The organism is Micromonospora sp. NPDC049051 (assembly GCF_043197575.1).
GTDB lineage: Bacteria > Actinomycetota > Actinomycetes > Mycobacteriales > Micromonosporaceae > Micromonospora.
In genome coordinates this window covers 396,729-421,758 of sequence record NZ_JBICTL010000006.1, presented here as the reverse complement: position 1 = coordinate 421,758, position 25,030 = coordinate 396,729, and the positions used below count along the sequence as shown (strand labels likewise).

7 protein-coding genes are annotated in these 25,030 nt (G+C 74.5%); 4 read left to right on the top strand and 3 right to left on the bottom strand.

The features are described 5' to 3' along the window. Positions 1-49 precede the first annotated feature (49 nt). From ACGFIR_RS25785 to ACGFIR_RS25775, 3 genes are all read right to left on the bottom strand, one after another. Positions 50-7,195 (bottom strand): amino acid adenylation domain-containing protein, encoded by a 7,146-nt coding sequence (locus ACGFIR_RS25785; RefSeq protein WP_393147619.1) that lies wholly within the window; start codon positions 7,193-7,195, stop codon positions 50-52. Further along, the gene (locus ACGFIR_RS25780; RefSeq protein WP_393147617.1) at positions 7,192-13,725 is read right to left on the bottom strand and encodes an amino acid adenylation domain-containing protein; all 6,534 of its coding nucleotides are present in this window, start codon (positions 13,723-13,725) and stop codon (positions 7,192-7,194) included. Before ACGFIR_RS25780 ends, ACGFIR_RS25785 begins: the two co-directional genes overlap by 4 nt. Before the next feature lie 144 nt (positions 13,726-13,869). After that, on the bottom strand, positions 13,870-14,874 hold the full coding sequence (locus ACGFIR_RS25775) for a TauD/TfdA family dioxygenase (protein ID WP_393147615.1): 1,005 nt from the start codon (positions 14,872-14,874) through the stop codon (positions 13,870-13,872). Between the two features lie 218 nt (positions 14,875-15,092). On the opposite strand from ACGFIR_RS25775, the gene ACGFIR_RS25770 reads away from it, so the two are divergent. The 4 genes from ACGFIR_RS25770 to ACGFIR_RS25755 are packed head-to-tail and all read left to right on the top strand — an operon-like array spanning position 15,093 to position 25,028. Next, on the top strand, positions 15,093-15,311 hold the full coding sequence (locus ACGFIR_RS25770) for an MbtH family protein (protein ID WP_393006728.1): 219 nt from the start codon (positions 15,093-15,095) through the stop codon (positions 15,309-15,311). Between the two features lie 11 nt (positions 15,312-15,322). Then, entirely contained in the window at positions 15,323-17,215 is a 1,893-nt protein-coding gene (locus ACGFIR_RS25765) for an amino acid adenylation domain-containing protein (RefSeq protein WP_393147613.1), read from the top strand. Then, positions 17,212-23,754, top strand: a complete 6,543-nt coding sequence (locus ACGFIR_RS25760; RefSeq protein WP_393147611.1) for an amino acid adenylation domain-containing protein — start codon at positions 17,212-17,214, stop codon at positions 23,752-23,754. Before ACGFIR_RS25765 ends, ACGFIR_RS25760 begins: the two co-directional genes overlap by 4 nt. Beyond that, on the top strand, positions 23,751-25,028 hold the full coding sequence (locus ACGFIR_RS25755) for an MFS transporter (RefSeq protein WP_393006722.1): 1,278 nt from the start codon (positions 23,751-23,753) through the stop codon (positions 25,026-25,028). Before ACGFIR_RS25760 ends, ACGFIR_RS25755 begins: the two co-directional genes overlap by 4 nt. Positions 25,029-25,030: the final 2 nt, after the last annotated feature.

Sequence of the window (25,030 nt, the reverse complement as noted above, 5' to 3'; positions counted from 1 at the left end):
TTTCGTCCGGCCGCGCCCGAGCAGGCGCGGCCGGCATCCGTGACAGCGGTCAGGCCGCATCGAGCACGTCGGTGATGACGCGGGCGAGAGTGTCGACGAGCGGCGGCTTGATGACGCTGAAGTGGTCACCGGGCACCCGGTGCACCCGTACGCCGCCGGTGCAGAGCTCCTCCCAGCGCGCCAGGTAGTCCGGGTAGCTCTGGCCGGAGGTGACCTCGTGCTGGCCGTCGGCGAGTTCGTCGCTGACGACGAGTTCCAGCCGCCCCGGCCAGGGGCGGTGCCGGTACTCGACGTCGACCTCCATGACCTCGCGCCAGATCCGGACCTGCCGGGGCCACTCGTCCCCCACGCCGCGCTCGGGCAGCGCGATGCCGGTCTCCTCGTCGATGTCGTCGACGAGGTGGTCGAGCAGGTCGAGGATCTCCCGGCGGCGCTCCGGCGTGTCGGCCCCGTCGCCGCCGATCTCCGCCTCGTGCAGCAGCGACTCCAGGCGGCGGATCAGGTCGAGCTCGCGCCAGGCGTCGGCCCGGGTGTGGATGTCCAGACCGGGGTCGAGCAGGATCAGCGTCACCTCGTGCCCGTCCTCGACCAGCCGGTGGGCCATCTCGCTGGCGATGCCGCTGCCGCCGCACCAGCTGAACAGCCGGTACGGCCCGTGCGGCTGGGCCCGGCGGAGTTCGTCGCCGTAGCGGCGCGCGATCTCCGCCGTGGTGGGCGTGCCCTCCGGGTGCGGGCCGGGCCATTCGAACGCCGCCACCGGCTGACCGGGGTGCAGGTGCGGGGCCAGGCGCAGGTACCAGTGGGCGCTGCCGCCGCCGGGGTGCACGCAGAACAGCGGGGGCCGGCCGTCGCCGTCGCGCCGCAGCCACATCATCGCGCCAACCGGTCCCGCTGGCTGTTGGAGCGTCGCGGCCAGCCCGGCGACGGTGCGGTGTTCGACGAACGAGCCGAACGTCAGCTCGTAGCCGTGCCGGCTGCGCAGTGTCGCGGTCAGCCGCATCATCGCCAGCGAGTGGCCGCCGAGGGCGAAGAAGTCGTCGTGCACGCCGATCCGCTCGATGCCGAGCGCCTCGCTCCAGGCGGAGGCGAGGTGCCTCTCGACGTCCGAGCGCGGCGCGACGTAGTCGACGTCGGTCGCCGGCCGCGAGCCGTCCGGCGCCGGAAGGGCGTTCCGGTCGACCTTGCCGTTGCGGGTGTACGAGAAGTCGTCCACGGACAGGTAGTGGTGCGGGACGAGGTGCTGCGGCAACCGCTCGCGCAGGTGGTCGCGCAGCGCGGTCGCCGACGCCGGGGTCCCGTTCGCGGGGCGGGTGTAGGCGACCAGCGAGGCGTCCGGCGTACCGGCCCGGTGCACGGTGACCACCGCGGCGGCGACCGCCGGGTGGGCGGCGAGGGCGTGCTCGATCTCGCCGAGTTCGATGCGGAACCCGCGCACCTTCACCTGGTGATCGCGGCGCCCGTGGAAGTGCAGGGTGCCGTCGGGGTCCCGGGAGACCACGTCGCCGGTGCGGTACATGCGCTGCCCCGGCCGGGGGGCGTACGGGTCCGGCACGAACCGCTCGGCGGTGAGGCGCGGCCGGTTGAGGTACCCGCGCACCACGCCCGCCCCGCCGAGCACCAGTTCCCCGCGTACGCCGGGGGGCAGCAGGCGCAGCTCGTCGTCGACGACGTAGGCGCGCACGTTGGCCAGCGGCAGCCCGATCGGCGGCGGCGCCGTGTCGCCGGCCCGCAGCTGCGCGATGGTGGCGACGACGGTGGTCTCGGTGGGGCCGTAGGCGTGCAGGACGCGCACCCGGCCGGCCCACCGCGCCGCCTGCTCGGCCGTGCACGCCTCGCCGCCGGTGGTCAGCACCCGCAGGCGCGGGAAGGCGGCCGGGTCGAGGCGGTCCAGCAGCGGCGGCGGCAGGGTCATGTGGGTGAGCTCAGCCGCGTGGCGGCGCAGGTCACCGGGGTCGGCGTCCGGCGGGGGCAGCACCAGCGCCGCGCCGTTGGCGAGCGCCAGGAGGATCTCCCAGACCGACGCGTCGAAGCTCGGCGAGGCGAACTGCAACACCTCGTCCCCGGCGTGCGCGTCCAGGATCCGCCGCTGGGCGTGGCAGAAGTTGAGCACGCTGCGGTGGGTGACCGCGACCCCCTTGGGCCGCCCGGTGGAGCCCGACGTGTAGATGACGTAGGCGAGGTTGTCCCCGCTGAGCCGCGCCGCCGGCGGGTAGGCCGCCCGGGGCCGGCCGTCGGCGAGGTCGGCGATCAGCACCGTCGCGGCCGTGCACGGCAGCCTCGGCGCCAGGTCGGCGTCGGTCAGCACGACCACGGGCGTCGCGTCGCGGATCATGTCGCCGATCCGCTCGGCGGGATAGGCGGGATCGAGGGGCAGGTACGCTCCGCCGGCCTTGAGGACGGCCAGCATCGCCACGACGAGGTCGATCCCGCGGGGCAGGTGGATGCCGACGATGGTGTCCGCCCGTACGCCCAGTTCGCCCAGGCGCGCGGCGAGCCGGTCGGAGCGGTTGTCCAGTTGCCCGTACGTGAGCGTGGCGTCGCCGTGCCGTACCGCCACCGCGGTGGGCGCCGCGGCCGCGCGCTCGGCGACGAGGTCGTGGACGAACGGCGCCGCCGGGAACCGCTCGACGGGCTGGTACGCCTCGACCGCCCAGGCCCGGTCGGCGGCGCTCAGGCCGACGTCCGTGTCGCCGTCCGGCCCGGCGGCCATCGCCTCCAGCACGTGCCGGTAGGTCCGGGCCAGCAGTTCGAGGTACGGCCGGTCGATGTCGGCGGGCCGGGCGCCCAGGCGCAGGACCCCCGGGAAGGTCCACACGTCCAACCCGACGCTGCTCGGGCTGAAGTCGTCGACCATCCCGACCGACTCGGCCGGGCCGTCGAGCACGTGGAAGTCCAGGTACGAGAAGCCGACGCGCAGCAGTGGCGTGCCGTTGCCCCACTGGCGCTGCATGGACGGCAGCGGGTAGCGGCGGTGCGGCCAGAGACGCGCCTCGCCGGCGAAGACGGCCTGGACCAGGGCGCGCCATGTCCGGGCGGAGGTGTCGGCGGCGAACGGGACGGTGTTCAGGTACATGCCGAACACCTCGTCGCCGCGCAGCCGCTCGGGCCGGCCGTTGCACAGCAGGCCGGTGAAGAACCGCTGCCGGCCGGTGACGATGCTCAGCACCTTGAGGTGCGCGGCGTGCAGCACGCTCTTCAGCGAGGTGCCGGCGGCGGCGGAGAGCCGGCGCAGTCCGGGGCGCAGGTCGGCCCACGGCACCTCGACGATGTTCGCCGGCGCGTCCGATCCGGTGCCCCACTCGGGCGGGAGTTCGATCCGGTCGGAACCGGCGACGGTCGCCGCCCAGAAGCCACGGTCCGTCGCCGAGGCGAGGGACTCGCGTTCCCGGGCGACGAAGTCGGCGAACCGCACCGCCGGCGGTGGTGGCAGGGCGGGCCGCTCGCCCCGGCGCAGCGTCCGGTACAGCGAGATCAGCATCGCCACGGTGGAGGTGTGGCTCCAGCCGTCGAGGATCGCGTGGCTCTCCGAGTGGGTCAGCCGCCATTCGGAGTCGCCGACCTGGTGCACGTGGTAGCGAAGCAGCGGCGCCGTGGTGATGTCGAACGGCCGGACGCGCTCGGCGCGCAGGTGCGCCCGTACCGCCTCCTCCTGCTCGTCGGACGGCAGGCCGCGCAGGTCGTCGTAGCCGATTGGCAGGTCGACCGACGCGTGGACGAGCTGCATCAGCTCGGAGTAGCTGGACAGGTCGAACGACGTACGCAGGATCTCGTGCCGGTCGGTGAGCAGCCGGCCGGCCTCCCGCAGCGCGTCGAGCGAGAAGGGCAGCGGGTCGTCGATCCGGTAGCAGGAGACGTTGCGGTAGACCGGGCGGTCCCCGCCGGCCAGCATCTCGAACAGCATGCCGGCCTGGTTCTCGGTGATCGGGTAGGCGTCGACGAGCCCGTCCGGCAGCCGGCTGCGGTCCGCGTCGCTCACCAGCGCGAACCGGCCGACGGTCGACTCCGCCTCCCCGTCCGGACCGGTCGGCACGGCCACGCCCGCCAGGTCGGCCACGCTCTGGTGCGTGAACAGGTCCTGGACCGACACCGCGAGGCCGGCCGCGCGCAGCAGCCCCACCATCCGGATCGCCCGCATCGAGTCGCCGCCGAGCAGGAAGAAGCTCTCCGTGACGCCGACCGTGTCGATGCCGAGCGCCGCGCAGAACGCGTCGGCGATCCGCGCCTCGAGTTCGTCGCGCGGGGCGACGTGGCCGCCGCCCACCGGGCCCGGAGCCGACCCGGGCGCCGGCAGGGCGCGGCGGTCCACCTTGCCACTGGCGGTCAGCGGCAGGGCGGGCAGGATCGCCCAGCGTGCCGGGACCATCGCGTCCGGCAGGCGTTCGAGCAGGTAGGCGCGCACCCGGTCGGCGGTCTCCGGCCCGACGAGGTAGCCGACGAGTTGCCCGTCGTGGACGGCCACCGCGGCGGCGGTGACGCCGGGAGCCTCGTACAGCACGGCCTCGACCTCGCCGAACTCGATGCGCTGGCCCCGGATCTTCACCTGGTCGTCGATGCGGCCGAGGTACTCGATGCTGCCGCAGGGGCGGTAGCGGGCCAGGTCCCCGGTGCGGTACAGGCGCCATCCCGGCGCGGCCGCGAACGGGTCGGGGACGAACCGTTCGGCGGTCAGCGCGGCCCGGCCGAGGTAGCCCCGGGCGAGCTGCACGCCACCGATCAGCAGCTCGCCGGGCACCCCGACGGGGACGGGCTGCCCGGTGGCGTCGACGATGTGGGCGGTGGTGTTGGCGATGGGACGGCCGATGGTCACGGGCTCGCCGGGCTCGCACCGCGTCGCGGTCACGTCGACGGCGGTCTCCGTGGGGCCGTACAGGTTGTGCAGCTCGCAGCCGATCCGCTCGTGCACGCGGGCGGCCAGCTCGGGCGGCAGCGCCTCGCCGCTGCAGATCAGCCGCCGCAGGGACGGCAGCGCCCCGACGGGCTCGGCCAGGAAGGCCTTCAACATCGACGGTACGAAGTGGATGGTGGTGATCGCCTCCGCCCGGATCACCTCGGCCAGGTACGCGGGGTCGCGGTGCCCGCCAGCGCGGGCGAGGACCAGCGTCGCGCCGGTGACCAGCGGCCAGAAGAGTTCCCACACCGACACGTCGAACCCGATCGGCGTCTTCTGCAACACCCGGTCGGCGGCGTCGAGACGGTAGGCGTCCTGCATCCACAGCAGGCGGTTGACGATCGCGCGGTGCTCGATCAGGGCGCCCTTGGGCCGGCCGGTCGATCCGGACGTGTAGATGAGATAGGCGGCGTGCCCGGGCGTGATCTCGGCCGGGGATGGCAGGTCACCGGCGGCGGACGGCTCGCCGGCGGGAGCGGCGTGGTCCCCGGCGGCGAGGAAGCCCTCGTCGATCACGAGCTGGGCGCCGGAGTCGCGCACCATGAAGGCGCGGCGCCGCGCCGGGAGGTCCGGGTCCAGCGGCAGGTAGGCCGCGCCGGCCTTCAGGACCGCCACCAACGCCCGCATCAGGTCCAGGCCGCGCGGCAGGCAGACGGCCACCACCGACTCCGGCCCGACCCCGGCCCGGCGTAGGCGCCGCGCGAGGACGTCGGCGTCGGCGTGCAACCGGCGGTACGTCAGCTCCTCGCCGGCGAAGCGCAGCGCCACCGCGTCGGGCGTACGGGCCGCCTGCGCGTCCAGCAGTCCGGTCAGGGTCACGCCCGGCAGAGGGTGGTCGACGGCGGTGTCGTTCCAGGCCGCGAGCTGGGCGGTCTCGGGGTCGGTGAGCATGGGCAGCCGGGTGACCGGGGCGTCCGGGTCGGCGGCGACGGCGCTCAGCAACCGCCGGTAGTGCCCGGCCAGCCGCCGCACCGTCGCGTCGTCGAACAGCGCCGTCGGGAAGTCCACCCCGCCGGAGAGGGAGCCGTCCGCCTCCTCGGTCAGCCCGAGAGTCAGGTCGAACTTCGCCGTGGTCGGGCCAACGGACAGTTCCTCACCCACCAGGCCGCCCGCGTCGAAGCCGGCCGACCCGCCCTCCTGGAAGAGGAACATGGTCTGGAACAGGGGGTTGCGCGACAGGTCCCGCTCCGGCGACAGCGCGTCCACGATCCGCTCGAACGGCACGTCCTGGTGGGACTGCGCGTCCAGCACCGCCTCCCGCACCCGGGCCAGCACCTCGACGAAGGTCGGCTCGCCGGACAGGTCGGTGCGCAGCACCAGCGTGTTGAGGAAGAGGCCGACCAGGTCGTGTGTCTCCAACCGGTCCCGGCTGGCGGCCGGGGTGCCCACCGCCAGGTCGGTCTGCCCGGTGTAGCGGGCCAGCAGGACCTGGAACGCGGCCAGCAGCACCATGAACGGGGTGGCGTTCGACGCCCGGCCCAGCTCGCGCAGCCGCCCGGCGACGGCCGCCGGCACCGTGAAGGTCACCAGCCCGCCGTCCGGGTTCCACGCCGGCGGCCGGGGCCGGTCGGTGGGCAGCTCCAACGGCGTCAGCCCGGCCAGCCGGTCCCGCCAGTGCGCGACCTGCCGGTCCAGGCGGTCCCCGGCGAGCCGGGTCCGCTGCCAGAGCGCGAAGTCCGCGTACTGGATCGGCAGCGGGGCGAGTGGGGAGGGCCGGTCGGCGACGAACGCCCCGTACAGGGCCGCCAGTTCGCGCAGGATGATCCCCTCCGACCAGCCGTCGGAGGAGATGTGGTGCAGGGCGAGCACCAGGGCGTGGTCGTCCCCGGCGAGCCGGACCAGCCGGGCCCGCAGCGCCGGGCCGGCGGCCAGGTCGACCGGGTCCGGTGTACCGAGCAGCTCGGTGAGGCGCTGCCGGGCCGTGTCCTGGTCGGTATGGCCGAGGTCGGTCACCGCCACCTCGACCGGGGCGGGCGGGTCGACGACCTGTGCCGGCTCGCCGTCGACCACGACGTAGCGGGTCCGCAGGATCTCGTGCCGGGCGACCAGTTCGGTCAACGCCCGGCGCAGCGCGTCGGAGTGCAGCGGGCCGCGCAGCCGCAGGCCGACGGACATCAGGTACCCGGTGCCGCCGGGCTGCAACTGGTCGAGCACCCAGAGCCGGTGCTGGGCGAAGGAGAGCGGCAGCGGACCCGTACGGGGTGCCGGGGCGATGGCGTCGGCGCGGCGGGACTGACCGGCGCCACGCAGGCGTCGCCGCAGCAGTTCCTGTCGCAGGGACGCGCTCGGGGTGTGGCTGGCGGTCACAGGTTTGCCTCCTTGAGCAGTTCCGCCACCTCGGCGTCGGAAAGCCGTGCGATCTCGTTCTCGATGGCCGTGTGCACCGCGTCGGCGAGCCCGGCCACGGTGGTCCGCTCGAACAGCAGACGCAGCGGCAGGTCGATGTCGAAGCTCTGCCGCAGGTGCGCGAGCACGCGGGTGGCGAGCAGCGAGTGGCCGCCGAGGTCGAAGAAGTCGTCCTGGACGCCCACCCGGTCGACCTCCAGCACGGTGGCCCAGATGTCGGCCACGGCCTCCTCGACCGGGGTACGGGGTGCCTCGTACGCCCGGCTGCCGGCGCGGACGGGTGTCGGGGCGGGCAGTGCCCGGCGGTCCACCTTCTTGCTGGCGGTCAACGGCAGGGCGTCCAGCACCGTCCACTGGGCCGGCACCATGTACTCCGGCAGCCGGTCGCGCAGATGGGCGCGGAGTTCGCCGACGGCCGGCGCGGTGCCGTCCCGGCAGACCAGGTAGGCGACCAGCCCCTTCTCCCCCGGCTGGGTCTCCCGGGCGACGACCGCGACCGCGCGGATCGCCGGGTGCTCGGCCAGGGCCGACTCGATCTCGCCGAGTTCGATCCGGAAACCCCGGATCTTGACCTGCTGGTCGATCCGGCCGAGGAACTCGATCGTCCCGTCCGGCCGGTGCCGGACCAGGTCGCCGCTGCGGTAGAGCCGGCCGCCGGGCCCGTCCCCGAACGGGTCGGGCACGAACCGGTCGGCGGTCAGCCCGGGCCGGTTCAGGTAGCCGCGGGCCAGGCGTTCCCCGCCGAGCAGGAGTTCACCGGGCACCCCCACCGGCACCGGGTCCAGCTGCCCGTCGACCACGTAGGCCCGGGTGCCGGGGACCGGACGGCCGATCGGCAGGGCCTCGTTCCGCTCGCCGGGCGGGTCGCCGGTGACCGGGTGCAGCAGACAGGTGACGGTCGCCTCGGTCGGGCCGTAGTTGACCAGGAACCGGCCGGGCAGTCCGGTGGCCGCCCAGCGGCGGGCGTCGGCGACGGTGACGACGTCGCTGCCGACGTTCATCAGCTTCAGGTGCCGCAGCCGGTCGTCACCGGCCGGCAGGGCGTCCATCACCTGCCGGTAGTAGGCGGGGGTGATCTCCATGTGGGTGACCCGGTGCCGGGCGAGCCGGTCCGGCAGCTCGGCCGGGCTCCAGAAGAGCGGGTCGCTGACCACCAGCGTCGCCCCGGCCAGCAGGGTGGCCATCATGCCGTCCATCGCCACGTCGAAGGTGAGCGCGGAGAGCAGCACCACCCGGTCGCCCGGGTTGATGTCGTACGCGCGGGCGATGACGCCGCAGTGGTGGGCGTACGCGCCGTGCGGGATCATCACGCCCTTGGGCCGTCCGGTCGAGCCCGACGTGTAGATGACGTAGGCGAGATCGTCCGGCCCGGTCGACGCGTCCGGCGCGGTCCCGTCCCGGCCGGCGACCAGGGCCCGGTCGGCGTCCAGGGCCACCACGGCCACCCCGTCGGCGGCGACCCGGTCGGCGAGGCGCTCGGTGGTGACCGCCACCGCCGCCCCGGCGTCGGCGAGCAGGAAACGCAGCCGCTCGATGGGGTGCTCGGGGTCGACCGGCAGGTACACCCCGCCCGCCTTGAGCACCGCGAGCAGCGTGACCACCACCTCCAGGCCGCGTTCCAGGCAGACCGCGACCGGGACCTCCGGGCGTACGCCGAGCGCGCGCAGGTGGTGGGCGAGCCGGTTGGCCCGGGTGTCCAGCTCGGCGAAGGTCAGCCGCCGGCCGTCGAACTCCACCGCCACGACGTCCGGGTGCCGCCGGACCCGCCGGGCGAACAGCTCCACCACGCCGGCGCCCGCCGCTGCGGCGGCGTCCAGCGCTCCGGCCGGCTCCCCGGCCAACGGGCCGGTCAGGTACGCCCGCTCCGCGTCGGTGGTCAGGGTCAGGTCCCGCAGGGCGGCCCCCGGCGTGGCCGCCAACTGGGCGAGCAGGTGCAGGTAGTGCCCGGCCATCCGCTCGATGCTGCCGCGGTCCCAGAGCGCGGTGGCGTACTCGAACCAGCAGCGCAACCGGCCGTGCGGGTGCCGCTCCACGGAGAGGGTGAGGTCGAACTTGGCCACCGGGTGCGCGCTGTCGACGTGCTCGATGGCGGCCGGGCCGAGGGTCGCGGTCATCCGGTCCAGGTGTTGCAGCTCGAACATCACCTGGAACAGCGGGTTGCGGGACAGGTCCCGATCGGGCCGCAGCGTGTCGACCAGCCGCTCGAAGGCGACGTCCTGGTTGCCGAACGCGTCCGTCACGGTGCGGCGCACCTGGTCGAGCAGCACCGGGAAGGGCTGGTCGTCGACCAGTTCGGCACGCAGCACCAGGTTGTTGACGAAGAAGCCGAGCAGGTCCTCGGTCTCCGGTCGGGTCCGGCCGGCGACGGGGGTGCCGACGGCCACGTCGTGCTGCCGGGCGTACCGGCCGAGCATGACCTGGAAGGCCGCCAGCAGCACCATGAACAGGGTGGCGCCCTCCCGGTTGCCCAGCTCGGCCAACGCCCGCCCGACGTCGGTCGGCACGTCGACGATGACGTTGTCGCCCGCCGGGTCCCGCAGCGCCGGGCGGGGCCGGTCGGTGGGCAGCTCCAGCGGGGTCGCCCCGGCCAGTTGCCGGACCCAGTAGGCGAGCTGGGCGTCCAGTTCGGGGCTGTCCTGGCGGGCCGTCTCCCAGACCGCGAAGTCCGCGTACTGCACGGGCAGGTCGGGAAGGACGGCGGCGGCCCCGCCCCGCGCGTACCTGCGGTAGAGGGTGTCGAGCTCGCGCAGGAGGATCTCCATCGACCACACGTCGAACGCGATGTGGTGCAGGGTCAGCGCGACCAGGTGCTCGTCGGCGGCGACCCGGATCACCTGGGCCCGGACCGGGCGTTCGGTGGCCAGGTCGAAGGGCCGGCTGGCCGCGACCCGCAGCAGCGCCTCGGCACCCTCGACGACGTCCGGGGCGCCGCTGAGGTCGATCAGCTCCCACCCGACCGGTCCCGGCGGGTCGACCACCTGCACCGGCTCGCCGTCGACCGACCGGTAGCGGGTGCGCAGGATCTCGTGCCGGTTGACCACCTCGTCCAGTGCGCGCCGGAACACCACCACGTCCAACGGGCCGGTCAGCCGCATCGAGATCGGGATCAGGTATTCGAGGCTGCCCGGTTCGAGCTGGTCCAGGAACCACAGCCGGCGCTGGCCGAGGGAGAGCGGGAGGTCCCCGTCCCGCGGCACCGGCCGGATCGCCGCGCCGGCCGGCTCGTCGGCGGGGCCGCCGGAACCGGTGCGGGCCCCGTCGAGCAGGGCGGCGAGCTCGGCGACGGTGGGGGCGGCGAAGAGCTGCCCGATGGTCAGTTCCACGTCGAGTGCCCGGCGCAGCCGCAGCACGCCCCGGATGGCGAGCAGGGAGTGACCGCCGAGGGTGAAGAAGTTGTCGTCCCGGGCGATCCGCTCGACGCCGAGCAGGTCGCCCCAGATCCCGGCGATCGTCCGCTCGGTGTCGGTGACCGGCGGCAGGTGGCTCCGGTCGGCGCCGGGGCGGGGGCCGTCGGGCGCCGGCAGGGCCGCCCGGTCCAGCTTGCCGTTCGCGGTCAGCGGGAGGGTGTCCAGGCGGATCACGGTGGACGGGACCAGCGCGGTGGGCAGCCCGTCGGCGAGCGCGTCGCGCAGTCCGTCCGCGTCGATCCGGGCGCCGGCTGCGGGCACCACGTACGCGACCAGCTCGGCGTCGCCCGCCGGCGGCCGGTACAGGGTGACCGCCGCCGCGTCGACGCCCGGCTGCCGCCGCAGGGCCGCCTCGACCTCGCCCGGCTCGATGCGTACCCCGTGCAGTTTGATCTGGTCGTCGAGGCGGCCCAGGTACTCCAGGCTGCCGTCGTCGCGCCACCGGGCCAGGTCACCGGTGCGGTACAGGCGCTCCCCCGGCGTGCCGGCGTACGGGTCGGGGGTGAACTTCTCCCCGGTGAGGGCGGCTCGCCCCAGGTAGCCGCGCGCCAGGCCGACGCCGCCGAGGCAGAGCTGGCCGGCCACCCCGACCGGCACCGGCCGGTCGCCGGCGTCGAGGACCCGGACGGTGCAGCCGGGCAACGGCCGGCCGATCGGTACGGTCCCGACCTGCTCGTCACCGCGGTACCGCCAGGCGGTGGCGTCGATCGCGCACTCGGTGGGGCCGTAGGTGTTCCAGATCTCCACGGGCAGCAGGGCGCGGAGCTGCTCGCAGAGCGCCACCGGCAACGGCTCGCCCGCCGAGCAGACCAGCCGCAGCGCGGCGCAGCCGGACAGGTCGGTCTCGTGCAGCAGCACCCGCAGCACGGACGGCACCAGTTGCAGCACCGTGACGTCGTGCGCCCGCAGCGCCCGCAGCATCGCGCCGGGGTCGCGGTGGGCGTCCGGGGCGGCCAGCACGACCGCGCCGCCGCTGACCAGTGGGGCGAGGAACTCCCACATGGAGGCGTCGAAGCCGAGGGCGGTCTTCTGGAGCACCCGGTCGGCGGCGGTGAGCCGGTACTGCTCGACGGACCACAGCACCCGGTTGCGGAGGCCGGCATGGGTGACCACGACGCCCTTGGGCCGGCCGGTCGACCCGGAGGTGTACATGACGTAGGCGGCGGCGTCGGGATCGGTGGCCGGCAGCGCAGCCGGCCCGGCGTCGGCCTCGGTGCCTGGGCCGGCCACGCCATCGATGCCGGGGTCGGCCACGCCATCGGTGTCGGGGCCGGCGTCGACGAGCACCACCGGGGCGTCACCGGCCGGCAGCAGGCCCCGCAGGGCCGACTCGGTGACCAGCACCGACACCCCGGCGTCGGCCGCCATGAACTCCAGCCGGCCGACCGGCTGGTCGGGGGGAAGGGGCACGTAGACGCCGCCGGCGAGCAGCACCCCGAGCAGCGCGGTCACCAGGTCCGGTCCACGGTGCACCGCGACCCCGACCGGGGTGCCGACGGCCACCCCGCCGGTGCGCAGGCGCGCGGCGAGACTCCGGGCGCGTCCGGCCAGCTCCGCGTAGCCGACCTCGGTGCCGTCGTCGGCGACCAGCGCGATCGCGTCGGGGGTCGCCGCCGCCTGGGCGAGGAAGAGCTCCGGCAGCCCCGGGCCGGCGGCGCGCTCGGCGCCACGACTCCACCCGCCGAGCACCTCCCGGCGTTCGCGGGCAGCCAGCAGGTCCAACTCGTCCAGGCGGTCCCGGCGGTCGACGACGACGGTCAGCAGGTGCAGGTAGTTGGCGACCATCCGGTGCACCCGGGCGGCGTCGAACAGCGCGGTCGGGAAGACGACCTCCCCGTGGTACGAGCCGTCCGGTTGCCCCACCAGTTGCAGGGACAGGTCGAACGCCGACGAGGTCCACCAGGTGGGCTGCTCGGTGACGGTCAGGCCGGGCAGGGCGAAGGGCGCCCGGTCGGCGTTGTGCAGGCCGAACCCCACCTGGAACAGCGGGTTGCGGGACAGGTCCCGCTGCGGGGCCAGCTCGGCGACGATCCGGTCGAACGGCACCTCCTGGTTGTCGTACGCGTCCAGGGTGGTCGCCCGCACCTGGTCGAGCAGGTCGGGGAAGGACGCCGGGCCCGCCAGGTCGGCCCGGAGCACGACGGTGTTGACGAAGAGACCGATCATGCCCTCCAGCTCCACCTCGTGCCGCCCGGCCACCGACACCCCGACCGCCACGTCGCGCTGACCGGCGTACCGGCCGAGCAGGAGTTGGAACGCGGCGAGGAAGACCATGAACGGGGTGGCGCCCCGGTCCGCGCCGAGTCGGGTCAGGGCGGCGGCCAGGTCCGCCGGCACGGTGAAGGTGAGGCCGTCGCCGGCGGCCTGCCAGTGCGCGGGCCGGGGCCGGTCGGTCGGCAGCTCCAGCGGGCCGAGCCCGGCCAGCCGCTCCCGCCAGTAGCCGACCTGGGCGTCGACGTGCGGCCCCGACAGCCAGTTCTCCCGCTGCCAGGCGGCGAAGTCCGCGTACTGGACGGGCAGCGGCCGCAGCGGGCTGGGCCGGCCGGCGGCGAACGCCTCGTAGAGGGTGTGCAGTTCCCGGGCGAGCACGCCCCAGGACCAGCCGTCGAAGGCGATGTGGTGCACCACGAACAGCAGGACGTGCTCGTCCGCCGCGCAGCGGATCAGCCGGATCCGCAGGGGCGGGTCCTTGCGCAGGTCGAGCGGGAGGTCGAGGGCCGCGTCCACCACCTCGTCGAGGCGGCTGTCCCGGTCGCCGTCCGGCGTCCCACCCAGGTCGACGAGGTCGATCCCGACCGGGTCGGGCGGGTCGATCACCTGCACGGCACGTCCGTCCACCGTGTCGTACCGGGTCCGCAGGATCTCGTGCCGGGCGCAGATCTCGGTCAACGCGGCCCCGAGGGCCGTGGTGTCGAGCGGGCCACGCACCCGGACCGCCTGGTGCAGCAGATACTCGCTGGCACCGGAGCGCAGCTGGTCGACGAACCAGAGCTGCTCCTGCGCCGACGACATGGCGTGCCCGCCCTCGTGATCGGGTGGTGCCGCCCCGCCGGTGTCGAGGTACCGGCTGTCGCCGTCTGCCATGGGTCTTCGCCTCCGTGTCCAGGCCCGGGCATCGCTGCGATGCCGTGGAGAGTTGCCGTTGCCGGGTGGGCGGCGCTGCCGCCGCGCCGGGGTGCTGCCGTACGCCATCTCGGTGCGGAAGGGTCTTCGGCGCACCGGCGACGGTCAGCCCGGGTCGGCGTCGGCCGCCGCGAGCGCCGCGCGGTACGGCTCCGCCATCGCCACGGCGATCCTCCGGTCGCCGGTGAACGGTTCCCGGGCGTGCGCGGCGAGCATGTTGTCCACCACCAGGACGTCGTCGCGCTGCCAGTCGAAGCGCCGCTGTGCCGCCCGGTAGCAGTCCCGCAGGTGGGCGACCACGTCGTCCGGGATCCGCCCGCCGTCGCCGTAGTAGGTGTTCGTGGGCAGCTCGGTCTCGTCGAACAGTTCCCGCAGCCCGGCGCAGACCTCCTCGGCCAGCGTGGTGACGTGGAAGAAGGTCACGTGGTTGAACCAGAGCAGCTCACCGGTCCCCGGGTGCCGGTGCACGGCGTCGCGGCGGGCGCGGGTGCGCAGCCTCGGGCCGGTCCACTCCACCTCGATGCCGCTGCCGGCGCAGTAGCGCGACACCTCGTCCCGGTCGTCGGTGTTGAACGCCCGCTGCCAGGGCACGCCGAAGCCCTCGTGGAAGTTGCGCACCACCATCCAGCCCCGGGCGACGAACTCGTCGCGCACCGCGGGGTCGATGGACCGGCACACCAGGCGGGTGTCGGCCAGCGGGGTGGCGCCCCGGGTGGCCGGGGCCCGCAGGCAGCAGAAGTACAGCGTCATGGGCCAGTCGGCCTGGTACGAGTTCTCGTTGTGCAGGAAGATCTCCTCGGCCGACGGGAAGTCCGTCGAGGTGTAGACCTGCCCCTTGATGGTGCTGCGGGGCGACGACCGCTCGGCGTAGTCCAGCGGCTCCCCGGAGAGCGTCCGGACCGCCCCCGCGAAGCCGTCCACGCCGCCGACGTCGAACCCCCGCAGCAGCACCGCCCCGTGCTCACGCAGCCGGGTCCGGATCTCGGCCCGGTTCGCGGCCAGCCGGGTGCCGATCGGCTCCCCCGGCGTGCCGGCGGTCAGGACGTACGGAAGCGCCTTCTCGGCCGACCCGCACGGCAGCGGTGGCACCGTCATCCGGGACGTACTCATCGCTTCTCCTGTCGGCCGCGGGGCTGCCGGTTTCGCGGCACGGCCCAGCCTGGCCGCTGAGCAACGGGTCAGAAAGAGAATCCCCGGCAAGGCTCGTACGCCTTTTTCTGCCGGTTCTTCTCTACGCCCGGTGATCGGCCTCCCGGCAGGGTGTGACCGGCAGTGGGACCAGTGTCGTGTCGTACGACACGGCTGCCCTTTCGCAAGGAGGAGCCGGCATGTCCGACGAGAACACCGACGAGCGCGTCTACCGGGTCGTGGTGAACGACGAGGAGCAGTACTCGATCTGGCTGGGTGACCGGGAGCTGCCGCTGGGGTGGCGGGCGGAGGGCACCGAGGGCACCCGCGAGGAGTGCCTGCGGCGGATCGACGAGGTGTGGACCGACATGCGCCCGCTGAGCCTGCGCAAGCGCATGGAGCAGGCGGCGGGCCGGTAGTCGTGACCGCCATGGCGAAGCTGACCGCGACCGACGGGCACCGGGTCCCGACGGCGTGGAACGACACCGAGGTCGGGTACCCGACCGACCCGTGCCTGCACGAGCTGGTCGAGGCGCAGGTACGGCGTACCCCGGAGGCGATCGCCGTGGTGGCCGACGAGCGGACCGTCCGCTACGCCGAGCTGAACCGCGAGGCCAACCGGCTCGCCCACCGGCTGCGGGCAGCCGGGGTGGGTGCGGAGTCGGTGGTGGGAGTGTGCCTGCACCGGGGCGTCGACCTGGTGGTGGCGCTGCTGGCGGTGCTCAAGTCCGGCGCGGCCTACCTGCCGGTGGACCCGGACCAGCCGGCGGAGCGGATCCGCTACCTGCTCACCGACTCGAAGGCGGCGACCGTCGTCACCGGCCCGGGTGTCGGCCACGGGCCGCTGGCCGCCGCCACCGGCGCCCCGGTCCGCGTCGACGACGACCACCGGGGGCTGCCGGACGGCGACCCCGGCCCGCTCGCCGGTCCGGACAACGCCGCCTACGTCATCTACACCTCCGGCTCCACCGGCCGCCCGAAGGGCGTCGTCGTGGCGCACCGGTCGATCGTCAACCGGGTGCGCTGGATGCCGGACGCCCGGGGCGCCGACGGCGGCGTCGTACTCCAGAAGACGCCGTTCGGCTTCGACGTCTCGGTGTGCGAGATCTTCTCCCCGCTGACCACCGGGGCGACCCTGGTGATCGCCCGTCCCGGCGGGCACCGCGATCCGGCGTACCTGGCCCGGGTGGTGGCCGATCAGGGGGTCACCTCGATCCGGTTCGTGCCGTCGATGCTGCGCGCCTTCCTGGACGTGCTGCCCGCCGGGCGGACCGCCCTGCCGTCGATCCGGCAGGTGCTGTGCAGCGGCGAGGCGCTCCCCGCGGACCTGGTGGCCGCGGCGCACGACCGGCTCGACTGCGAGGTGGTCAACCTGTACGGACCGACCGAGGCGGCGGTCGAGGTGACCAGCACCCGCTGCCGGCCCGGCGAGGCGGTGACCATCGGCCGCCCGGTGGCCAACACCCGCACGTACATCGTGGACGGCGAGCTGCGACCGGTGCCGGTCGGGGAGACCGGAGAGCTGGCGCTCGCCGGGATCCAGCTCGCCCGGGGCTATCTCGGCCGGCCGGGGCTGACCGCCGCCAGCTTCGTCCCCGACCCGTTCGCCGGCCGACCCGGGCAGCGCATGTACCGCACCGGCGACCTGGCCCGCCACCTGCCGGACGGCAGCATCGAGTACCTGGGCCGGCGGGACCACCAGGTGAAGATCAGGGGCTTCCGGATCGAGCTGGGCGAGATCGAGTCGGTGCTCGGCCAGCACCCCGCCGTCCGCGCCGCCGTGGTGGACGTGCACCACGGCGCGGCCGGCGGCCCGCAGCTCGTCGCGTACCTGCTGCCGGCCGGACCGGATCCGGTCGACCACCGGGCGGTCCGCGCGTACCTGGCCGAACGGGTGCCGGAGCACCTGGTCCCGCAGAGCTGGGTGGCCCTCGACGAGCTGCCCCTGACCGACAGCGGGAAGGTCGACCGCCGGCGGTTGCCGGCGCCCGCCCCGGCCGGGTCGGTGACCGACGGCGCACCGACGGCGCCGCGTGACTCCACCGAACAGGCCGTCGCCGAGGTGTGGACCGAGGTGCTGGGCGTCGACGGCTGCGGGGTGCACGACGACTTCTTCGACCTCGGCGGCCACTCCCTGCTGGCCACCCAGGTCGTCGCCCTGCTGCACGAACGTTTCCCGGTCGACCTGCCGGTCAGCGCGGTCTTCGAGGCACCGACCGTGGCGGAGCTGGCGACGGTGCTGCGGCGGGCCGTCGAGGAACGGGTGGCGGGGATGTCCGAGTCCGAACTGGAGACGATGTTGGCGCAGGTGGGTAAGGCGTGAAGACTCCCGAGGTCCCGTCCCGGTCCGTCCCCGAGCCGGCTCCCGCCGGCACCGCCACGGATCCCGCGCACACTCCGCCGCTTCCCGTACCCGGCACCCCGCCCCCGGCCGACGACCGCCGGCAGGCGCTGATGGCGGCCCTGCTGGCCGGGCGGGCGCGCGGCCGGTCGCGGGCCACCCCGGACTCGCCGCGCCGGCCGGCCGGTCCGCTGCCGCTGTCCTATCCGCAGCAGGGGGTGTGGCTGCTCGACCAGATCCGGCCCGGCGGCGCCGAGTACGTCGTGCCGTTCAGCTGGCGGTTGACCGGTCCGCTCGACCCGGCGGCCCTCCGTGACGCCTGGCGGGAGGTGGTCCGGCGGCACGAGGTGCTGCGGACCCGCTACCAGGTGGTGGACGGCCGGCCGAGCCAGGTGGTCGGCCCGGCCGAGCCGGTCGCGCTGCCGGTCGTCGACCTCAGCGGGTACGCCGGGTCGCAGCGGCGGGAGCTGCTGGAGACGCTGATCCGGGACGAGGCGAGCGTGCCGTTCGACCTGGGGCGGGACGCGCCGCTGCGGGTCCGGCTGGTCCGGCTCGCCGAGCAGGAGCACGTCCTGGTGCTGGTCGCCCACCACATCGCGTTCGACGGTTGGTCGGTCGGCGTACTGGCCCGGGAACTCGGCGCGCTCTACCCGGCGCTGGTCGCCGGCGTACCGTCCCCGCTCGCCCCGCCGCCGATCCAGTACGCGGACTTCGCGCTGCGGCAGCGGGAGCGGGCGGCCGGTTGGACCGGTCAGCTCGACCACTGGCGCGACCGGCTGGCCGGCCTCGTGCCGCTGGAACTGCCGGCCGACCGGCCCCGCCCGCCGGTGCAGGACCCGACGGGTGCGACGCTGCCGTTCACCGTGCCGGTCGATCTCGGGCGCGCCCTCGCCGCGCTCGGTCGCCGGCACCGGGCGACCCCGTTCATGGTGCTGCTGGCCGTGTTCCAGGTCCTGCTGGCCCGCTACACCGGGCAGACCGACGTGGCGGTGGGCACCCCGGTCGCCGGGCGTACCCGGCCCGAGGTCCAGGACCTGATCGGGTACTTCGTCAACACGCTGGTGCTGCGCACCGACCTGTCCGGCGAGCCGACCTTCGTCGAGGTGCTGGCCCGGGTCCGCGAGACGGTGCTGGACGCGCAGTCGCACCAGGACGTGCCGTTCGAGCGGATCGTCGACGCGTTGGCCCCGGAGCGGGACCTGTCCCGCAACCCGCTGTTCCAGACCATGTTCGTGATGCAGAACGCCACGGCGGCCGACTTCGCCGGGGCGGGGTTGCGGGCGCGGCAGGTCCCCACGCTCTGGCACACCGCGAAGTTCGACCTGACCATGCAGATGGCCGAGGAGGCGGACGGCTCCTTCGCCGCGGTGGTCGAGTACGCGACGGCGTTGTTCGACGGCGCGACCGCCGAGCGGTTGGCCGGGCACTACCGGCAGCTGTTGAGCGCGGTCGTCGCCGACCCGCAGGCCCCGGTCACCCGGCTGCCCATGCTCACCGGCACCGAGACCGCCCAGCTCGCGGCCTGGAACGACACCGCCGTCGACCATCCCCGCCACACCCTGCTGCACGAACTGATCGAGGCGCAGGCGGACGCCACCCCCGACGCGGTCGCCGTGCTCGACGATGCCGAGGAGCTGACGTACGCCCAGCTCGACGCCCGCGCCAACCAGCTCGCCCACCGGCTGATCGCCCTCGGCGCCGGCCCCGAACAGATCGTGGCCGTCAGCGCGCGACGCCGCGTCGCGCTCGCCGTGGCCCTGCTCGCCGTGCTCAAGAGCGGCGCCGCGTACCTCCCGCTCGACCCGACCCATCCCGTCGGGCGGCTGCGCTGGATGCTCACCGACACCGGCGACCCGATCACCCTCGTCGACACCCCCGACCAGCACGACTGGCACGCCGGCCCACGGGTCCACCTGGACGACGCCACCCTCGCCGACGAACCCGGCGGGCGTCCCCACGTCAGCGCCGACGACCGCAACCCCGCCTACCTGATCTACACCTCGGGCTCCACGGGCCGCCCCAAGGGCGTCCTCGTCGACCACCGCGCCATCGTCAACCGTCTCCGCTGGATGCAGGACGCCTACCGCCTCGACCACGCCGACCGGGTCCTGCAGAAGACCCCGCACACCTTCGACGTCAGCGTCTGGGAGTTCTTCTGGCCCCTGACGGCCGGCGCCGCCCTGGTCATGGCCCGGCCCGACGGGCACCGCGACCCCACCTACCTCGCCGAGACCATCGACCGGCGACGCGTCACCACCATCCACTTCGTCCCGTCGATGCTGCGCGCCTTCACCACGTATCTCGCCACGACGCGCACCACGCTGCCCCACCTCCGCCGCGTCATCTGCTCCGGCGAGGCCCTCCCCGACGACCTCGCCGCCGCCGTGCACGCCCATCTCGACGTCGAGCTGCACAACCTCTACGGTCCCACCGAGGCCGCCGTCGACGTCACCGCCACCCCGGTCCACCCCGGGCGTGCCGTTACCATCGGCGCCCCGATCGCCAACACGGGCACCCACATCCACGACCGCTGGGGCAACACCGTGCCCGTCGGCGTCCCCGGAGAACTCCTCCTCACGGGCGTCCAACTCGCCCGGGGCTACCACCGTCAACCCGCCCGCACCGCCGAACGCTTCACCCCCACCGACGGCGGTCGGCGCGCGTACCGCACCGGCGACCAGGCCCGCTGGCGCCCCGACGGCACGATCGAGTACCTCGGCCGCCTCGACCACCAGGTCAAGATCCGCGGCAACCGCATCGAGCTCGGCGAGATCGAAGCCACCCTGGCCGGCCATCCCGGCGTCCACACCGCCGTCGTCCACCCGCACGGCCCCGGCGACGACCGGCAACTCGTCGCCTACCTGGTCGTCGCCGACGGCCATCCCGTCGACCCCGACACGCTGCGCGCCCACCTGCGCGCCCAGCTGCCGGAGTACATGGTCCCCACCCGCTGGATCACCCTCCCCGCACTGCCCCTGACCAGCAGCGGCAAGATCGACCGCAACGCGCTCGCCCCGCCCGACGCCCAGGCCGCGCGGACCGGCGACCACACCCCACCGACCACCCCCACCCAGCACCTGGTCGTCGCCGCCTACGCCCAGGCGCTCGCCGAGCACAGCGGACCGATCGGCGTCCACGACCGCTTCTTCGACATCGGCGGCGACAGCATCCGCGCCATCCGGGTCGTCGGGAACCTCCGCGACCAGGGACTCGACGTCACCGTCACCGATCTCTTCCGGTACCGGACGGTCGCCGAGCTCGCCGACGCCGTCGACGCCCGGGAACGCGGACTGCCGACCGGGGCCACCCGCCTGGTGGAGCGGTTCGCGCTGATCCACCAGGAGGACCGGGCCCGGCTGCCCGAGGGCGTGGTCGACGCGTACCCGCTGTCGATGGTGCAGGCCGGCATGGCGTACGAGATGCTCGCCGATCCGACCGGCGAGCTCTACCTGAACAGTCTCTGCTACCCGGTCGAGGGCGACACGTTCGCGCTGCCGGCCCTGCGCGCCGCCGCCCGGCTGCTCGCCGCCCGGCACGAGATCCTGCGGGCCTCGATCGATCTGACCTCCTACCGCGAGCCGCTCCAGCTGATCCACCCGGACGCGGAGATCCGGGTCGGCCACACCGACCTGCGGGACGTGCCGGTCGCCGAGCGGGAAGGCACGGTCGCCCGGCTGGTCGCCGAGGAGCGGCGGGACCGGTTCGACCTGGGTACGCCGTCGCTGCTGCGGCTGCACGCCTACCGGTTGACCGACGACCGGTGGCGGCTGCTGGTCAGCTACAGCCACGCCATCCTGGACGGCTGGAGCCAGAACTCGCTGGTCCCGGAGCTGCTGTCGTACTACCGCCGGATCCGCGACGGGCAGGATCCGCGGCCCGCCCCGGCACCGGCCGTCCGGTTCGCCGACGCGGTGGCCCTGGAGCGGCGGGCCGTGGCCGCCGGGGTGGACCGGGAGTTCTGGGCGTCCCGGGTACGCACCCACGAGCGGCTCGCTGTCCCGACGGCATGGGCGGGTACGGGTGCCCGGTACCGGGCGGTGCGGTTGCCCTTCGCCGACCTCATGCCGGGCCTGCGGGAGCTGGCCCGCACGGCGGACGTACCGCTGAAGAGCCTGCTGTTCACCGCGCACCTGGCCGTGCTGGGCACCCTGACCGGGCAGCGGCGCTTCCACAGCGGGCTGGTCTGCAACGGACGGCCCGAGCTGACCGACGGTGACCAGGCGCGGGGGATGTTCCTCAACACCGTGCCGTTCGCCGTGGAGCTGACCGGATCGAGCTGGGCCGGGCAGGCCCGCGAGGTCTTCGCCGAGGAGGTCGCGCTCTGGCCGCACCGGCACTACCCGTTGCCGGCGATGCAACGCGAGTGGGGCAACCAGCAGCCGCTGGTCGACATCTTCTTCAACTACACCGACATGCACGTGCTCGACCTGGACGGCATCGACCGGTCGGCGATCACCGACACCACCCCGAACGAGTTCGGCCTCTCGGTGTCCAGCGAGCCCGGTCAGCTGATCATCGAGGCCGGCACCGACCGGATCTCCGACGGCCACCTGGACCTGGTCACCCGGACCTACCGGCGGGTGCTGGAGGCGATGGTCGCCGACCCGGCGGGCGACCCGCGCCGGGTCGGACTGCCGGAGCCCGACCGGTGCGTCCTGCTCAAGCTGGGCGCCGGCGGCCCGCTGCCGGTCCCGGACGCGACGCTGCCCGAGCTGGTCGCCCGGCAGGTGGCGGCCACCCCGGACGCGGACGCGGTGGTCTTCGGCGACGACGTGCTCAGCTACGCCGAGCTGGACCGCCGGGCCAACCGCCTCGCCCACCACCTGCGGGAGCTGGGCGTCGGGCCGGGGACGCTGGTCGGGGTGCACCTGCACCGCGGCGCCGACCTGGTCGTGGCGTTCCTCGCGGTGCTGGCCGCCGGTGGCGCGTACCTGCCGCTGGATCCCGACCACCCGGCGCGGCGGACGGCCTTCATGCTGGCCGACGCCGGCGCGCAGGTGATGGTGACCGGGACCGCGCTGGCCGGGCGGCTGGACACCGCCGGCATCCGCACGGTGCTGCTGGACGCCGAGCACGCGGCGATCGCCGCCCGTCCGCAGCGGCCGCTGACCGACCGGCCGTCCGCCGACGACCTGGCGTACGTCATCTACACCTCGGGATCGACCGGCACCCCGAAGGGGGTGATGATCAGCCACCGGGGGCTGGGCAACTTCCTCGCCGCGATGCGGCACCGGCCGGGTCTGCCGGCCGGCGCCACCGTGGTCGGGCTGACCACCGTGTCGTTCGACCCCTCGGTGCTGGAGCTGTACCTGCCGCTGCTGGTCGGCGGCCGGGTGGTGGTGGCCGACGCGGAGCAGACCCGGGACCCGCAGCGGATGGCCGAGCTGATCGACACCGCCCGGCCGGCGGTGCTCCAGGCCACCCCGGTGACCTACCGGATGCTGCTGGACTCCGGCTGGTCCGCGCCCGCCGGCACGGTCGTCCTCTGCGGCGGCGAGAAGCTGCCGACCGAACTGGCGGTCCGGCTCGCCTCGGCGGGGGCCACGGTGTGGGACATCTACGGGCCGACCGAGACCACGGTCTGGTCCACCACGACCCGGTTGGCTCCGGACGGCCGGCCCGTCGACTTCGGCATGGCCCCGAACGCCGGGCTCTACCTGCTGGACGAGCGGCTGGAGCCGGTGCCGGTCGGCGTCCCCGGTGAGGTCCACATCGGCGGGGACGGGGTGGCCTGGGGCTACCGGGCCCGGCCCGCGCTCACCGCGGACAGGTTCGTCCCCGACCCGCACTCCGCGCTGCCGGGTGCGCGCATGTACCGCACCGGCGACCTGGCCCGCTGGCACGCCGACGGGCACCTGGAGATCCTCGGCCGGGTCGACCACCAGGTGAAGATCCGGGGGCACCGGATCGAACCGGCCGAGATCGAGGCGGCGCTGCTGGCCCACCGGCACGTCCGGGCCGCCGTGGTGCACCCGCAGCGGTACGGCGGGGAGCAGGAACTGGTCGCGTACCTGGTCGGCGGCGAGCACCCGGTGCCGACCGGTGCACAGCTGCGCGAGTTCCTGCTCCGCACCCTGCCGGACCACATGTGCCCGGCCGCCTACGTACCGCTGGACGCCCTGCCGCTCACCCCGACCGGCAAGGTCGACCGCAACGCCCTGCCGGTGCCGCGCCCGGGGGCCGACGGGGGCCGCGAACCCGTACGGGCGGCGCCGCGCAGCGCCGACGAGCGGACGGTCGCGCAGGTGTGGGGCGAGGTGCTCGGCACCGACGAGGTGGGGGTGCACGAGAACTTCTTCCAGGCCGGCGGGCACTCGCTGCTGGCCACCCGGGTCGCGATCCGGCTGCGTACGCTGCTGCGCGTCGACGTGCCGGTCCGGGCCCTGTTCGACCACCCGACCGTCGCCCGGCTGGCCGGGGCGCTGCCCGGCTATCCGAAGCTCGACGACCAGCGGGCGCTGCCGAGGCTGACCGCCCGCAACCGGCTGGCCGACGTCGCCGCCCGCCGGGGTGCCCGGTGACCCGGCTCGACGGTCCGGTCGCCGGGGAGCGGATCCCACCGCTGCACCGCAACCGGGACTTCCTGCTGCTGTGGAGCGGGTCGGCGGTCTCCATGCTCGGCTCGACCGCGTCGCTGGTGGCGTACCCGCTGCTGGTGCTGGCGCTGACCGGCTCGCCGGGCGCCGCCGGGCTGGCCGGCTTCGTATCGCTGCTGCCGACGCTGCTGTTCCAGCTGCCGGCCGGAGCGCTGGTGGACCGGTGGGACCGCCGGCGGGTGATGATCTGGTGCGACGTGCTGCGTGCGCTGGGGGTGGGCAGCATCGTGGCGGCGATCGCCGGCGGCGAGCTGCACCTGTGGCACGTGCTGGCCGTCGGGTTCGTCGAGGGGACGCTGTCGGTCGCGTACGAGCTGGCGGCCGGCGCCGCAATCCCGAACGTGGTGCACCCGAGTCAGGTGACCACCGCGCTGTCGCGCAACGAGGCCCGGGAGCGGGCCGCGGTGATGGCCGGCACCCCGCTCGGCGGCGTGCTGTTCGGGCTGGGGCGGGCCTGGCCGTTCGTGCTGGACACGGTCTCCTACCTGGTCTCCCTGGTGACGCTGCTGTTCATCCGCCGCGACTTCCAGGCCGCGCCGGGCGGCGCGACCGCCCCGGACGCGGGCACCGGGACGCCGGCCGTCGCACTCACCCACGGGCTGCGCTGGCTGTGGGGGCAGCCGTTCCTGCGGACGGCCACCCTGCTGGTCGCCGGCAGCAACCTGCTGTTCCGCGTCCTGTTCCTGATCGTCATCGTGGCGTTCGAGGCCGCCGGAGCGGCGCCCGCGGCCATCGGCCTGCTGCTCGGGGTGGCCGGCACCAGCGGGGTGCTCGGTTCGCTGGTGGCGACCTGGTGCGCCGGCCGGTTCCCGATGCGCACGATCGTCATCGCCGCGAACTGGGTGTGGGCGCTGATGGCCACCGTCATCGCGGTCACCGACGACCGCTACCTGATCGGTGCCGCGTACGCCCTGATGTGGTTCGTGGGGCCGATCTGGAACGTGGCGGTCGCGGGCTACCAGATGGCCCGCACCCCCGATCGCATCCAGGGCCGGGTGCTCAGCGCGGTCAGCCTGCTGGCCAACGGCGCGGTCGCGGCCGGTTCCCTGGCCGGGGGCTACCTGCTGGAGGCACTCGGGCCGACCCACGCCGCGTGGTCGATGGCCGTCTGGATGGTCCTGCTCGCCGCACTGGCGACGCTGAGCCGCTCGGTACGTCGAGCGGACTTTCTGCCGATCGAGCCCCCTAGGAGGAGCTGAAG

Bases quoted from the DNA above. Each gene is read 5' to 3' on its own strand.
- ACGFIR_RS25780 (WP_393147617.1), bottom strand. From the start codon at position 13,725: ATGGCAGACGGCGACAGCCGGTACCTCGACACCGGCGGGGCGGCACCA.
- ACGFIR_RS25775 (WP_393147615.1), bottom strand. From the start codon at position 14,874: ATGAGTACGTCCCGGATGACGGTGCCACCGCTGCCGTGCGGGTCGGCC.
- ACGFIR_RS25770 (WP_393006728.1), top strand. From the start codon at position 15,093: ATGTCCGACGAGAACACCGACGAGCGCGTCTACCGGGTCGTGGTGAAC.
- ACGFIR_RS25765 (WP_393147613.1), top strand. From the start codon at position 15,323: ATGGCGAAGCTGACCGCGACCGACGGGCACCGGGTCCCGACGGCGTGG.